Raw genomic sequence first — 14295 nt, 5'->3', positions numbered from 1 at the left:
GGCCCGGGTCCGACACCGTTCAGTTCTGTCCACCCATTCCTGCTCAGCAACTCGTTCCTACTCATCAACGGGAAGACGCTCACTTGATGCCGGACCGCAGCCTGCGACTCCTCACGTTCCCCCAGCTGTCGGCGCAGGGAGGGGAGCGCGGCAGCGTGCTGCTGCGGGAGCGCCCCAGCTCACCACCCGACGCGCCGTCGGACGGCGACCGCGGCGACGAGCGAGGGCGCGGGTCCCAGGAGGACAACCCGTTCGCCCCGCCGCCCGAGGGCACCCCGGACCGGCCCTGGCAGCCGCGGCGCCCTTCGGGCGACGACTCCCAGGACGACGGCGAGGACGACCGCGCGCCCTGGGGCAGGCAGTGGAGCGACCGGCAGCCCGGCCGCTCCTCCGGCGGCTTCGGTGAGCGTCCCCGGGGTGGCCCCGAGGGCCCGGGCGGCCCCCAGGGCGGCCCGAACCCGCGCTGGGACCCGACGGACCCGGCCCAGCGCCGCGCGCGCTATGCCCTGCTGTCGGGCATGTGGGCCTTCTTCTTCGCCCTCTTCAGCTGGCCGTACGTGGCACTGCTGCTCGGCGCGCTCGCCCTCTACTGGGGCATCAGCGCCCTGCGCGCCAAGCCCCGCAGGCCCGACCCGGACTCCCCGGCCCCCGAGCAGCAGGGCCGCCCCCAGACGACCGCCGCGGTGAGCGGCCTGGTCACGGCGTCCCTGGCCATCGCCCTGGTCGCCGCGTCCTTCACGGCCCAGCTGGTCTACCGCGACTACTACACCTGCACGAACGACGCCCTCACGAACGAGGCCAAGCAGTCCTGCACCGAGCTTCTGCCGAAGGAGCTGCGGGGCTTCCTGGGCACGGACGGCTGACGGGCGGTCTGCCGCTTCAGGGGGTGTCCGGTTTGTGGGCGGGGTCGGCCGGTAGGAAGTCGTACGGTTCGAACGGGGTGTCGTCCAGGTCCTGGAGGCCGTAGGGGGCGTCGTCGTAGGGGGCGTAAGGGACGTAGGGGTCGTCCGGCGTGGGGGACGAGGTGCCCGGCTCCGCGGTCCCGTCGGGCGGGGAGGCACCGCCCCCGGAGACTCCGGCGGCTCCCGCGCTGCCGTTGAGCCCGGCGCTTCCGGCGCTTTCCGGGCCGCCGGCGGGCTGCTGCGCGCCGTCGGCCGGTTCTTCCCGCTGCCTGCCGATGTTCGGCCCGTCCGTCCGGGGCGCCCGGATTCGCCAGGCCCGTACGGACATCGCCGTCGGGACGGCCACCAGCACCAGCCACGCCAGTGTCGCCGTACCCACCTGCCACCACACCGGCCCGAACCGGGACAGGACGGTGACCCCGAGCGGACCGCCCGCCAGCGCGGCGAGCCCCGCGAGTACGGCCGCACACAGGACGGCCGCGAGGGCGGCGGCACGGGCGGTGCGCCCCGGCGACCGGACGACACCCCGCCCGCCGCACTCCCCGGCGGCCGCCTCCCGCGCCACGACCCAGCCGACCACCACCCCGGCGACCACCGGCACGGCCCCGGCCGCCGCCCAGTGCACCAGCCGCCCCTCCCCCGCCTCCGGCACCGCCGCCAGCAGCGGAAACGGCGGCAGGAACGGAGCCGGCGCGGAGGACAGCGGGCTGACGACATGGCCGGCGCCGAGGGCGAAGCCTGGGCCGAGGGCGTAGGCGGCGCCCCACACCGCCGCGTTCGGCACCAGGGCCGCACACAGCAGCAGCACCGCGAACCGCCCCGACCACCCCTCCGTCAGCCGCAGCAGCGCCGCCTGGGCCGCCGCGCCATGCCCCACCAGCGACAACACCACCAGCAGCGCACCGCCCCCGAGGAGCACCGCCGCCCCGGCCGCCGCGGCCCGGGCGGCGACACCCGGGCGTCCGTCCGGCCCGAGGACCAGCGGCCGTACGCCCACCGGCAGCACGCCCAGCAGTCGACGCAGCGGCCCGCCCGGACGGCCGTACGCCGACCACACGCCCGCTCCGGCGGCCACGGCGGCGACCAGCGGCACGCACACCCCGGCCGACACCCACGACGGCCGCAGCGCACCGCCCGCGGCGTACAGGGCCGCGGGAGCGGCGACGGCGAGGTACCCGAGGACGACGCCCGTCCACGCGTTACGGGCGGAGACCAGCGGCGGTCCCGCGACCACCGCGATGTCCACCACCTCCTCGACGTCCTCGGCGATGCCGTCGTCCCCGTCCCCCGCCCCGCCGTCCGTGGCGTCCCGCGCCGCCCGGTGCAGCAGCCACACCGGCAGCGCGAGCAGCAGCAGCGGCGGGACACCCACGGGGGCCGCGACGCCGGCGAGCGTGTCGGTGCGGAGCAGTTCGGCGCCGTGGGCCAGCAGCCACAGCGCCGCCGCCACGTGCAGCGCGCCGCCGGGCCCGCTGTCGGGGTAGGGCGAGGTGATCCACAGCATCATCACCAGCACGGCGAACGACGCGAGCCCGAGGCCCGCCGCGACCGCACCCCCCATGAGGGCCCCGCCCAGTCCGGGCGAACGGTCGCGCATCCGGGTGAGCAGGGGCGACGGCAGACGTCGGCGAGCGGTCATCTCGATCACGCCCGCCATGCTCCCAACGACACGCGCTTTCCCGTCGTAACAGGCGAACCATCGTTGTGTCGCTCAATATACGTTTATGTACTTTTCCGCAGGGAGGGGCGCCCTGTGACACAGAGCCCTGCCATCCCGCTCCCGCCGCCCAAGGAACGCCGGCGCCTGCGCGAGGCCGCCGCGCTGACGCGGGCTCAACTGGCTTCCCGGGTGGGCGTCACCAGCGAGACGGTGCGCGGATGGGAGACCGGCCGCTCGACGCCGCGCGGCCGGAAAGGGGAGAGGTACGCGAAGCTGCTGAACTCACTGGAGACGGAGACGGAGGCGGAGGTGCCGCCGCCTCATGCGGAGCGCGGGGCCGCCGCCGCGAGCGATCGGAGCCGTCCCTCGGCCGGGGACCGCGGCCGCGCCTCCGGCAGGAACCGGGGCCGTACCTCCGCCACGGACCAGGACCGCACCACGGTCGGCCACCGCAGCCGCGCCTCGGCCACCGAACACGGCCGTACCGCCGGCACCCCGCAGAGCCGCGGTCCCGCCGCCGACCATCGCCACACCACCGTTGCCGACCACCGGCACGCCACTGCCGTCGCCGTCACCGACGGCAGCCCCACCACCGTCTCCGACCGCCGCCCCGGCCCCGCCCGGGCAACGGCCCTGCGCCGGCCGGACGACGCGACCGCCGACCTGACACCCGATCAGGCCTTCGACGCGCTGTACGCGTTCTGCGCGCCCGCGCTCGTCCGGCAGACCTACCTGCTGACCGGCCGCCGCGAGCTGGCGCGGGAGTCGGTCGAGCGGGCCTTTCACATCGCCTGGCAGCGCTGGCCCGAGGTGGCCCGCGACCGCGACCCGGCGGGCTGGGTGCGGGCGGTGGCCTACGACTGCGCCCTCTCTCCGTGGCAGCGGTTCCGCCTACGCCACCGGTGCCCGGAGCCGCCGCCCTCCGACCCGCTCGACCGCGCACTGCTGGACACCCTGCTGAAACTGCCGCCCTCGTACCGCCGCACGCTGCTGCTGTACGACGGTGTCGGTCTCGGCCTGCCGGAGACGGCGGCGGAGACGGAGGCGAGCAGCCGCGCGGCCGCGAACCGGCTGATGCACGCGCGGGAGGCGGTCGCCGAGCGGCTGCCGGAGCTGGCGGACCCGGAGGTGCTCCACTGGCAGCTGGTCGGACTGGCCTCCATCGAACGGCTGCGGGCCGCCAAACCGCTGGTGGTGCGCCGGGCCGGGGAACGCCGGGCCCGTTTCTGGACCCGGGCCGCCATCGCCTTCACGGTCGCCCTGATCGGAGCCACCGCCCTGACCGCGCGCACGGCCCCCACCCGCTACGAGCCACCGGTGCCGCAGGGCGAGACCGTCCAGGACGTGCCGCCACCGGTCGCGCCCGGGCCGCTGTCGGAGTCGGAGCAGGAGCTGCGGGCGAAGCTGCGCGGGGAGGAGCAGCGGGGGCCGGACCGGCTGGTGCCGCAGGCACGGTGACGCCTGTTTCTCGGCAAGCACGCTGACGCCTGTGTCATGAAAAGGCGGTGGGCCCGCCCCCGTGCAGGGAGCGGGCCCACCTATGAGCTGTACGACCGAGCCGTAGGGCGTTGCCCCTGCTCAGCCGGCGAGGATCGCGCGCGCCAGCTTCGCCGTCTCGGTCGGCGTCTTGCCGACCTTGACGCCGGCGGCCTCGAGGGCCTCCTTCTTCGCGGCGGCCGTGCCGGAGGAGCCGGAGACGATGGCGCCGGCGTGGCCCATGGTCTTGCCCTCGGGCGCGGTGAAGCCCGCGACGTAGCCGACGACCGGCTTCTTCACGTTCTCCTTGATGAAGGCCGCGGCCCGCTCCTCGGCGTCGCCGCCGATCTCACCGATCATGACGATCAGGTCGGTGTCGGGGTCGGCCTCGAACGCGGCGAGGGCGTCGATGTGGGTCGTCCCGATGACCGGGTCGCCACCGATGCCGACGGCGGAGGAGAAGCCGATGTCCCGCAGCTCGTACATCATCTGGTACGTCAGCGTGCCGGACTTCGACACCAGGCCGATGCGGCCCGGCTTGGTGATGTCGCCCGGGATGATGCCGGCGTTGGACTGGCCCGGCGTGATGAGACCGGGGCAGTTCGGGCCGATGATGCGGGTCTTGTTGCCCTTGGACACGGCGTAGGCGTAGAACGCGGCCGAGTCGTGGACCGCGATGCCCTCGGTGATGACGACCGCGAGCGGGATCTCGGCGTCGATGGCCTCGACGACGGCGGCCTTGGCGAAGGCCGGCGGGACGAAGAGGACGGATACGTTCGCGCCCGTCTTCTCGATCGCCTCGGCGACCGTGCCGAAGACCGGGATCTCGTTGCCGTCGATGTCGACCGACGTGCCCGCCTTACGGGGGTTCACGCCACCGACGATGTTGGTGCCGTCGGCCAGCATGAGCTTGGTGTGCTTCATGCCCGTGGCACCGGTCATGCCCTGGACGATGACCTTGCTGTCCTTGTTGAGGAAGATAGCCATGGCTGTTTAGTCCCTCGTCCCTTACTTCGCAGCCGCGAGCTCGGCGGCCTTGTCGGCCGCGCCGTCCATGGTGTCCACGCGCTGGACCAGCGGGTGGTTGGCGTCGGAGAGGATCTTGCGACCCAGCTCGGCGTTGTTGCCGTCCAGACGGACGACGAGGGGCTTGGTGACTTCCTCGCCCTTGTCCTTGAGCAGCTGCAGCGCCTGCACGATGCCGTTGGCGACCTCGTCACAGGCGGTGATGCCACCGAAGACGTTGACGAAGACGGACTTGACGTCCGGGTCGCCGAGGATGATCTCCAGGCCGTTCGCCATGACGGCGGCGGAGGCGCCACCGCCGATGTCGAGGAAGTTGGCCGGCTTGACGCCGCCGTGCGCCTCACCGGCGTACGCGACGACGTCCAGGGTGCTCATCACGAGACCCGCGCCGTTGCCGATGATGCCGACCTCGCCGTCGAGCTTGACGTAGTTGAGGTTCTTCTCCTTGGCGGCGGCCTCGAGCGGGTTGGCCGCCTCCTTGTCCTGGAGGGCCTCGTGCTCCGGCTGACGGAACTCGGCGTTCTCGTCCAGGGAGACCTTGCCGTCCAGGGCGATGACGTCGCCGGAGGCGACCTTGGCCAGCGGGTTGACCTCGACCAGGAGGGCGTCCTCCTTGATGAAGGTGTCCCACAGCTTGACGAGGACGTTCACGACCTTGTCGGCGACCTCGGCCGGGAACTTCGCGGCCGCGACGATCTCGCGGGCCTTGGCCTCGGTGACACCCTCGTTGGCGTCGATCGGCGTCTTGGCGACGGCCTCGGGGCGGGTGGCCGCCACCTCCTCGATCTCCATGCCGCCCTCGACGGACGCGATGGAGAGGAAGGTGCGGTTGGCACGGTCCAGGAGGAAGGAGACGTAGTACTCCTCCACGATCTCCGGGGCCGTCTCGGCGATCATCACCTTGTGGACCGTGTGGCCCTTGATGTCCATGCCGAGGATGTTGGTCGCGTGCTCGACCGCCTCGTCGGGGGTGGCGGCGAGCTTCACGCCACCGGCCTTGCCGCGGCCGCCGACCTTCACCTGGGCCTTGACGACGGACTTGCCACCGAGGCGCTCGGTGGCTGCGCGGGCCGCCTCAGGCGTGTCGATGACTTCACCGGCCAGCACCGGTACATCGTGCTTGGCGAAGAGGTCCCTCGCCTGGTACTCGAACAGGTCCACGCGCTTCCGTCCCTATCAGTGATCTCGCGGTTCGTTGTCTGCGTGGGCGTGCCGCGAGGGCAACGTGACGTCCGCTGTCTGTCACAAGGGAGGCGCACACGGTGTCCGAGCGCGCGGCATGTCCGTCTCGCAGGTTATCGCTGCTTGCGGGGGGCCTCTAAATCGAGGGTCACACCTGAGCGGTGATACCTGTCACATGATGCCGCGCTCTCTGGCACGGCGTGCCGGGGGTGAGGGGCCTCACCGAGCTGGGGTTGACCCGGTGAGGCCCGTCCGACACCCCCGAAGGAACACGAAGGCCCAGTTCAGGGCCCGGCTCTCCGGGTGCGGGGTGGTTGGTCCCCACCCCAATGGGGACCACCCGACCCCATCCACGAGGTCTCGGCCTCGGACGACCGACGGTTTTCGACCGCCCGGAGGTGATGCCTCGTGGAGTCGGTGGGGTGAGGGAAGGGGGTGCGCGGGCCGCGGGCTGCGGGCCGCGCCTGCGGGCCTGTGGGCCTGCGGGCTGCGGGCTGCGGGCTGCGGGCTGCGGGGCGCTCGTACGAAGCGGCACAGGGGAGCGGCTGTCCGCGGCGGCGGTCCGCCCGTGCTAGCCGGGGAAGACCGGGATGTCCCGGTGACTGCCCCGGGTGCCGGCCGTGCAGGAGCGTGCCGCGACACCGGACAGGAGTCTCAGCGGGGCGCAATCGCTCGGGGTGACGACGCCGTACGCGTCGCCGTGGCGTGACGTGCCGCCGTCGGCCGAGGACCGGTTGCCGAGCGTGCCGTCAGGCCGGTCTGCGGGCACGGGCCCGCCCGGGCCGTGTCCGACGTGAGCGGACCGGCCGGCGTGGTCGGCGCGTCTGGTGTGGCCCGGGTGCTCTGCGCGGCCGACGGCGTGGTGGTCGCCACCGCGCACCGCGATGTCCGCAGTCGCAGCAAGGACGACATCCGTCGCACTGGTCCGCCCGTCGGCTCCTGGCAGGTTCGGGGGGTCTGGCAGGTGTGGCAGGTCTGGTAGGTCTGGCGACACCGGCAGCTTGGGCAGCGCGGGCAGGCCCGGCAGCGTCGGCGACTCCGGGAGGGCCGGTGCCGGTGCCTTCCGGACAGGGAGCGAGGACCCGGCGAGTCGATCCGCCCGGCCGTGACGTCCGCATCCGTCAGCGCCCGCACGCCGTCCGCCGCATACGCCCGCTCCCGGCACAGGAGCCCGATGACGAGAACCCCGCCCACCAGCAGCGCCACCCGAAGCGCACGCCACCCGGCCGCCGTGCGCAGCATGCGCACAGCGGCACCGGGCAGGGCTGCTGACCAGATCAAGAGGGGGAGCTTCCTCCCGTGCTTGGGAACAAGCGCAGCGCGACGACCGCCGAGCAGGCGCCGATCCTCGCACGGGAGTGCGGAGGTTACGCAAGCGCTTCCCCGCTGATGGTCAGTCATGTCCGTTTTGCTGGCCGACGTTGGACGACGATGCATCGACAAGTCGCCATCCGAGCCCTCTCACCGCCCCGCACCACCGCGGTCGGCCGGGGCGCGCCCTCCTTACCTCACGCCGCATCCGGTATCGGCAGCGGGCGCTTCTCGATCGCCGCCGCCATCACCTCGGGGAACAGATCGGGCGTGCACGCGAACGCCGGTGACCCCAGCGCGGCGAGCGCTGCCGCGTGCTCCCGGTCGTACGCCGGTGCCCCCTCGTCGGAGAGCGCCAGCAGCGTCACGAACTGCACCCCCGAGGCCTTCATCGCCGCGACACGCTTGAGCATCTCGTCCCGGATGCCTCCCTCGTAGAGGTCGCTGATCAGCACGACCACCGTCTCCGCGGGCCGGGTGATCTGCGACTGGCAGTAGGCCAGTGCCCGGTTGATGTCCGTGCCGCCGCCCAGCTGCGTCCCGAACAGGACGTCGACGGGATCGTCGAGCTGGTCCGTGAGGTCCACGACCGCCGTGTCGAAGACGACGAGTCGCGTGGAGATCGTCCGCATCGAGGCGAGCACCGCTCCGAACACCGATGCGTACACGACCGATGCCGCCATGGATCCCGACTGGTCGATACAGAGGATGACCTCCTTCTTCGTGGACTGGGACGCCCGCCCGTACCCGATGAGCCGCTCCGGCACGATCGTTCGGTACTCGGGCAGGTAGTGCTTGAGGTTGGCCGCGATCGTGCGGTTCCAGTCGATGTCGTGGTGGCGGGGCCGGCTGATCCGGGCGCTGCGGTCGAGGGCGCCGGTGAGGGTGGCCCGGGTGCGTGTGGCGAGCCGCTTCTCCAGGTCCTCGACGACCTTGCGCACGACGGCCCGTGCCGTCTCCTTCGTCGTCTCGGGCATGGCCTTGTTGAGCGACAGCAGCGTGCCGACGAGGTGCACGTCGGCCTCCACCGCCTCCAGCATCTCCGGCTCCAGCAGGAGCGTGGCGAGACCGAGCCGGTCGATGGCGTCGCGCTGCATGACCTGTACGACGGAGGACGGGAAGTACGTCCGGATGTCCCCGAGCCAGCGCGCCACGGACGGCGCCGACGCCCCGAGCCCCGCCGAACGGTCCCGGCCCCCCTGGCGCTTCTCCCCCTTTCCGTAGAGCGCGGTGAGCGCTCCGTCCATCGCCGCGTCCCGCCCGGACAGTTCGCACCCGGTGCCGTCCGCCGCGTCGCCCCCGAGCACGAGCCGCCACCGCCGCAACCGCTCCTGCGCCGGGTCCGTCACCTCGGCCGTCATCCGTGTGCTCCCTTGCGAGGCCGTTCCCACAGCGGGATCACGTGCACGGCCGTCGTCGGCCGGTTTTCCGCCCGTGCCCCGTTCCCGTCGAGGTCTCCCGCTTCCGCGCCCGCGCTCGGCACCGACTGCCGCAGTTCCTCGGTCGTCATCCCGTCACCCCCACCAGGTCCTTGCCGATGTCCTCTGCCACTTCGTCCAGCCCGAGCAGCAGCCGCAGGACCGGCAGCACGGCGTCCGCGCGCACCGGGTCGAGCTCTGCCGCGAAGCCGGGTATGCCGGAGCCGGCCCCTGTCGCACCGGCCCCGGCCCCGGGCCCGCGTCGGACCAGCTCGCCGAGGGTCCGCCGCACACCGGGCTCGTACGCCGAGAACGTCCGCCGCAGCAGGGGCAGCACGTCCGTGAACGCCTCCGCCGGCACCCCGGTCAGCCACGCGTCGACCAGCCCGAGCAGCCGCTCGTCGTGCACCAGGAGCATGCCGCCCCCGGAGCCTCCTCCGACGAAGCCCTCGATCCACGCGGCCGCGTCCGCCGGTGGCGTGCCCGGGGACAGGACGCGCCCCATGAGGCGCGCCGCCTCCTCCTGCGCCAACTCCCCGTCGTCCAGCAGGAGCCGCACGGCCCGCCCTCTGATCACCCCGGGTACGGAGTCCCGCCCGGACAGCACCCGCAGCACCGACTGCCAACGGCCTCTCAAGTGGCCTTGCCCCGCCGCGGGGGCGTCCCCCAGGAGCCCCACGGCCCCGTGCACGGCGTCGACGTGGCGCCGCATCTCCTCGGCGCCGTCCGCATCGAGAGCCGCACAGGCCGGGGGCAGGCCGACGAAGACCCGCTCGGCCAGACCCGCCGCGACCTCTCCCAGGGCCCCGGTGTCCGTGCCGCGCACATCGCCGTAGCGCAGGGAGCGGACCAGGGCCGGCAGCGCCTGGGCGAGCTGGCCGACATCCGTGTCGAGGGCCGCGCGGTCGGCGAGGATCCGCATCACCGTGGGCAGGGCGTCGGGCAGTTCGGCCATCAGGCAGCGCTCGGCGAGCGCGGTGACGTCGGCCAGCCCCTGCGCGGTGACGGCGTCCGCCTCGGCCTTGGCGGTCGCGGCGGACAGGACGGTCGTCCCCCACACGCCGGCCTCGGCGACCCGCACCGACAGCTCGGGCTCCCAGCGCAGCCGCCACGTCTCCCGGAAGGTGCCCGTGCCGCCCCGCGAGGCGGCCGGTTCGCCCCACGCGATGCCGAGCAACCGCAGCCGGTGCAGCAGCCTGCTGCGGGCGGCGTCGGTCTCCTTGCGGAGGTCGAGCTCCAACTCCCGCTCCAGCGCCTCCGGCTTCAGCCGCAGCCGACGCTGGAGCCGGGCGAGGTCCCGCTGCAACGGAACCGCCGGTGCCGTCGACGGCACCTCCCCCAGTACGTCCCCCACGACCAGCCGGTCCTCCACCAGCGCCAGCGGCACGTCCGAGCCCTCGCACATCACCGCCCGCACCGCGTCGGTCGTCTCGCTCAGGCCGGGCAGCGGACGGCCGCGCATCGCGGCGAGCGTCTCGGCCAGCCGCACGGCCTCGATGACGTGCGCGGAGGACACGAGCCGGTCCTCGGCGCGCAGCAGCCCCGCCACTTTGGTCATCCACCGCTCGACCGGCCGGTCCGGGGCGCTGAACAAGTGCCCGTACCAGCCCGGCGAGTCGATGCCGGCCCCATAGCCGCTCACCCGGGACAGCCGGCGGTGCGTCCACGGCACCCACGTCATGTCCGTCTTGACCCTGGGCAGCCCCCTCAGCAGCGCCTTGTCGGCGGAGACGGTGGTCTTCCGCCGCAGGGCGGGCACATGCCACGCCCCGCACACGACGGCCACACCGTCCTCGAACTCCCGCTGCGCGGCCCGCACCTGGAGCCGCATGTACGCCTCGCGCACCAGGTCCCGGTCGTGTCCCCCACTGCCGTAGGTCTCCCGCAGCGCCCCCATCGCCTCCTCGAGCACGGTGAACGGCGCGAGCGCGTCCCCCTTCCCAACTCCCCGGTGCTCCACGACGTCCTCCCACCACCGCTCCGGGTCGTCGTAGCCCGCGGTCTCGGCGAGTACGCCCAGCGGATCGATCCGCACGTCGGCGGGGCCGGGGCCAGGTCCGGAGGCGGGTTCGGATGCGGAGGCGGGTCCGGGCCGGGGGCCCGGTCCGGAGTCACCCTCGCTGTCCGCCGTCTTGGCCTCCAGCGGTGATTCCCCCTCCACTCCGGCCTCGTCCTCCTGCCTTCCCCAGGCCAGCGTGTGCGTGGCCGGCAGGTCGATGAAGCGGGCCGGGACGTCGTGTTCCAGGGCCCAGCGGATGGCGACCCACTCCGGGGAGAACTCGGCCAGCGGCCAGAACGCCGAGCGGCCGGGCTCGTCCACGGCATGGGCGAGCAGGGCGACCGGCGGCCTCATCTCCTCGTCGGCGGCCAGCCGAATCAGGGCATCGGCCTCGGGCGGCCCCTCGATCAGCACGGCCCTCGGCCGGGCCTCCTCCAGCGCCGCCCGCACGGCCCGCGCCGACCCCGGCCCGTGATGCCGCACCCCGAGCAGCAACGGACCCGCCCCGGCCGCACGGCCCACAGCTTCTTCCGAGCCGGTCACCTGATCCCCTCCCATCGCCGACCCGGTCCCGCAACCGACCCCCGCTCCGCGTCGCTCACACGCTCACCTCCCGGCAGGCCCGGTAGAAGTCCTTCCAGCCGTCCCGCTCACGGACCACCGTCTCCAGGTACTCCTGCCAGATCACGCGGTCGGCCGCCGGGTCGCGGACCACCGCGCCGAGGATGCCCGCGGCCACATCGCCCGGCCGCAGCACGCCGTCACCGAAATGGGCCGCCAGGGCCAGCCCGTTGGTGACGACGGAGATCGCCTCGGCCGTGGACAGCGTGCCGCTCGGCGACTTCAGCTTCGTCCGGCCGTCGGTCGTGACCCCGTCGCGCAGCTCACGGAAGACCGTGACCACCCGGCGGATCTCGTCGAGGCCGTCGGGCGCGGCCGGCAGGTCGAGGGAGCGGCCGATCTGGTCGACACGGCGCGAGACGATGTCGACCTCGGCCTCGGGGCTCTCCGGCAACGGCAGCACCACCGTGTTGAACCGGCGGCGCAGGGCGCTGGACAGGTCGTTGACCCCGCGGTCGCGGTCGTTGGCCGTGGCGATCAGGTTGAAGCCGCGGACCGCCTGCACCTCCTGGCCCAGCTCCGGTATCGGCAGCGTCTTCTCCGACAGGATGGTGATGAGCGTGTCCTGCACGTCGGCCGGGATACGCGTCAGCTCCTCGACGCGGGCGGTCATGCCCTCGGCCATGGCCCGCATGACCGGGCTGGGCACGAGGGCGTCGCGGCTCGGGCCGTGGGCGAGCAGCTGCGCGTAGTTCCAGCCGTACCGGATGGCCTCCTCCGGTGTGCCGGCGGTGCCCTGCACCAGCAGCGTGGAGTCGCCGCTGACCGCCGCGGCCAGATGCTCGGAGACCCAGGTCTTCGCCGTGCCGGGCACACCGAGCAGGAGCAGGGCGCGGTCGGTGGCGAGCGTGGTGACGGCGACCTCGACGATGCGGCGCGGGCCGACGTACTTCGGTGTGATCACCGTGCCGTCCGGCAGCGTGCCACCGAGCAGGTACGTCGCGACGGCCCACGGCGACAGCTTCCAGCGGGCCGGACGCGGACGGTCGTCCTGCGCGGCGAGCGCGGCGAGTTCATGGGCGAAGGCGTCCTCGGCATGCGGCCGCAACGCCTCGGACGGCTCCCCCGGCTTCGGTTCCACGGTCGTCGGTTCAACGGACACAGGCATGGCTGAGTCCCCCTCCAGCTCGGCCGGTTCGGATCTGGCATCCACGTTGCACCACACCACTGACAATGCGTTCTGACCTGCGCAAACGCCTCCCCGGAGCTGCTCGCGGTCCCGATTGTCAGTGGTGGGATCTACCTTCGATGGCATGACTCAGCAGGGGGTGCGCTGGACCGCGGACCAGGTGCTGGCACTGGCGCCTGACGCCGCATCACGCAAAGCGGGAAGCAAACTCGGTGCGGCGGGGCCGTGGTCCGAGGCGGGGAGTTCCGACGAGGGGACGGTGTGGGGGCTGTGCAAGGGCAGCGGAAGCAAGCCGTATCAGACGATCGTGGACATCGCGGACGCCTCCGGGCCCGCGTACAAGTGCAGTTGTCCAAGCCGCAAGTTCCCGTGCAAGCACGCGCTGGGGCTGCTGCTGCTCTGGGCGGGCGGCGACGGAGCGGTGCCGACGGGAGAGGCGCCGGAATGGGCCGGGCAGTGGATAGCGGGGCGGCGCAAGCGGGCGGAGGAGAAGGGGAGCGGGGACAGCTCCGGTTCGCCGTCCGGGTCCGCTGATCCGGAGGCGGCGCGCCGCCGGGCGGAGCGGCGGGCCGAGCGGGTCACGGCGGGCGCGGCGGAGCTGGAGCAGCGCCTGACGGACCTGTTGCGCGGGGGCTTGGCCTCGGCGGAGCAGTCGGGTTACGGCCTGTGGGAGGAGACGGCGGCCCGCATGGTCGACGCCCAGGCACAGGGCCTCGCCTCGCGCGTGAGGGAGTTGGGCGCCATACCGTCCACCGGCCCGGGCTGGCCGGTGCGTCTGCTGGAGGAGTGCGCGCTGCTGCATCTCCTCGGTCAGGGCTGGCTGCGCCGCGAGCGGCTTCCCGGCGCCCTCGCCGCCACGGTCCGCTCCCGCATCGGTCTGCCGGTCACCGCGGACGGACCGCCGGTGCGGGACCGCTGGCTGGTGCTCGCCCAGTACGACACGGCGGACTCTCGCCTGACGACCCGCCGGATCTGGCTGTACGGCGCCGATTCGGACCGCACCGCGCTGCTCCTCTCCTACGGCGCCGCCGGCCGCGCCCCGGAACTGGCGCTGCCGGTCGGGCTGACCCTGGAGGCCGAGGTGTCCGCCTACCCGGGCGCCGGTCAGCTGCGGGTGGCCCTGGGCGAACAGTTCGCCCCACCCGCGCCGACGGCGATACGCCCGCAGGGGATGACGACGTCCCGGGCGGCCGCCCGTTACGGCGACGCCCTGCGCGACGACCCCTGGCTGGAGTCCGTCCCGGTGACGCTGGACCGGGTCGTCCCCACTCCGGACGGCGACTCCTGGCAGTTGGCGGACGCGGACGAGGACGCGGCGTTGCCGCTCACCCCCGCCGCGCGTTCCCGGCCGGGCCTGTGGCGGCTCGTCGCGCTGTCGGGCGGCGCCCCTGTCCGGGTCTTCGGCGAATGCGGCCACCAGGGCTTCACTCCGCTGACGGCCTGGCCCGAAGGCCCGGGCGACGCGATAGCCCTGTGCTGAGCCGACCGCCAACCCCGACACCGACGCCGACGCCGACGCCAATGGCCCGGCCTTTCCGACCCGCCCCGCCTCCCCCACAAATCCGCGAATT

At 73.5% G+C, this 14295-nt stretch carries 11 protein-coding genes; 4 read left to right on the top strand and 7 right to left on the bottom strand.

Features of this window, described 5'->3' with window-relative positions; all coding sequences use genetic code 11:
- Positions 1–86 precede the first annotated feature (86 nt).
- The gene (locus tag ACH4G3_RS24610) at positions 87–863 is read left to right on the top strand and encodes a hypothetical protein (RefSeq protein ID WP_354740955.1); all 777 of its coding nucleotides are present in this window, start codon (positions 87–89) and stop codon (positions 861–863) included.
- A 16-nt stretch (positions 864–879) separates the two neighbouring features.
- Here ACH4G3_RS24610 and ACH4G3_RS24605 read toward each other — a convergent pair whose 3' ends face one another.
- Positions 880–2559 carry a cell division protein PerM gene (locus tag ACH4G3_RS24605; RefSeq protein WP_397626518.1) on the bottom strand — a complete coding sequence of 560 codons (1680 nt, stop codon included), beginning with the start codon at positions 2557–2559 and terminating at the stop codon, positions 880–882.
- A gap of 96 nt (positions 2560–2655) precedes the next feature.
- Between ACH4G3_RS24605 and ACH4G3_RS24600 the strand changes: the two genes are divergently transcribed.
- Complete coding sequence (locus tag ACH4G3_RS24600) at positions 2656–4020, top strand: sigma factor-like helix-turn-helix DNA-binding protein (protein ID WP_397626517.1); 1365 nt, start codon at positions 2656–2658, stop codon at positions 4018–4020.
- A gap of 120 nt (positions 4021–4140) precedes the next feature.
- Here ACH4G3_RS24600 and sucD read toward each other — a convergent pair whose 3' ends face one another.
- The 3 genes from sucD to ACH4G3_RS24585 all read right to left on the bottom strand — a co-directional run bounded on the left by sucD (position 4141) and on the right by ACH4G3_RS24585 (position 7015).
- Positions 4141–5025, bottom strand: a complete 885-nt coding sequence (sucD, locus tag ACH4G3_RS24595; protein WP_010036416.1) for a succinate--CoA ligase subunit alpha — start codon at positions 5023–5025, stop codon at positions 4141–4143.
- A 21-nt stretch (positions 5026–5046) separates the two neighbouring features.
- Positions 5047–6225: an ADP-forming succinate--CoA ligase subunit beta gene (gene sucC, locus ACH4G3_RS24590; RefSeq protein WP_354740950.1), complete on the bottom strand. Its 1179-nt coding sequence runs from the start codon at positions 6223–6225 to the stop codon at positions 5047–5049.
- A gap of 592 nt (positions 6226–6817) precedes the next feature.
- Positions 6818–7015 (bottom strand): hypothetical protein, encoded by a 198-nt coding sequence (locus ACH4G3_RS24585; protein ID WP_397626516.1) that lies wholly within the window; start codon positions 7013–7015, stop codon positions 6818–6820.
- Positions 7016–7039: 24 nt separating this feature from the next.
- On the opposite strand from ACH4G3_RS24585, the gene ACH4G3_RS24580 reads away from it, so the two are divergent.
- Positions 7040–7228: a hypothetical protein gene (locus tag ACH4G3_RS24580; protein ID WP_397626515.1), complete on the top strand. Its 189-nt coding sequence runs from the start codon at positions 7040–7042 to the stop codon at positions 7226–7228.
- Between the two features lie 526 nt (positions 7229–7754).
- On the opposite strand, the gene ACH4G3_RS24575 is transcribed toward ACH4G3_RS24580, so the two are convergent.
- The 3 genes from ACH4G3_RS24575 to ACH4G3_RS24565 all read right to left on the bottom strand — a co-directional run bounded on the left by ACH4G3_RS24575 (position 7755) and on the right by ACH4G3_RS24565 (position 12703).
- Positions 7755–8918, bottom strand: coding sequence for a vWA domain-containing protein (locus ACH4G3_RS24575; protein ID WP_397626514.1), 1164 nt, complete (start codon positions 8916–8918; stop codon positions 7755–7757).
- A gap of 145 nt (positions 8919–9063) precedes the next feature.
- Complete coding sequence (locus ACH4G3_RS24570) at positions 9064–11532, bottom strand: DUF5682 family protein (RefSeq protein WP_397626513.1); 2469 nt, start codon at positions 11530–11532, stop codon at positions 9064–9066.
- Between the two features lie 40 nt (positions 11533–11572).
- Entirely contained in the window at positions 11573–12703 is a 1131-nt protein-coding gene (locus ACH4G3_RS24565; RefSeq protein WP_397626512.1) for an ATP-binding protein, read from the bottom strand.
- Positions 12704–12848: 145 nt separating this feature from the next.
- Here ACH4G3_RS24565 and ACH4G3_RS24560 point away from each other — a divergent pair, with 145 nt between their 5' ends.
- Positions 12849–14204 (top strand): SWIM zinc finger family protein, encoded by a 1356-nt coding sequence (locus ACH4G3_RS24560; protein WP_397626511.1) that lies wholly within the window; start codon positions 12849–12851, stop codon positions 14202–14204.
- The last annotated feature ends 91 nt before the right edge of the window (positions 14205–14295 follow it).

Origin of the sequence: Streptomyces afghaniensis, from assembly GCF_044327915.1 — a bacterium.
GTDB classification, from domain to species: domain Bacteria; phylum Actinomycetota; class Actinomycetes; order Streptomycetales; family Streptomycetaceae; genus Streptomyces; species Streptomyces afghaniensis.
Note: the sequence above shows the minus strand (reverse complement) of the source record. Positions and strands in the feature narration are given on the sequence as shown.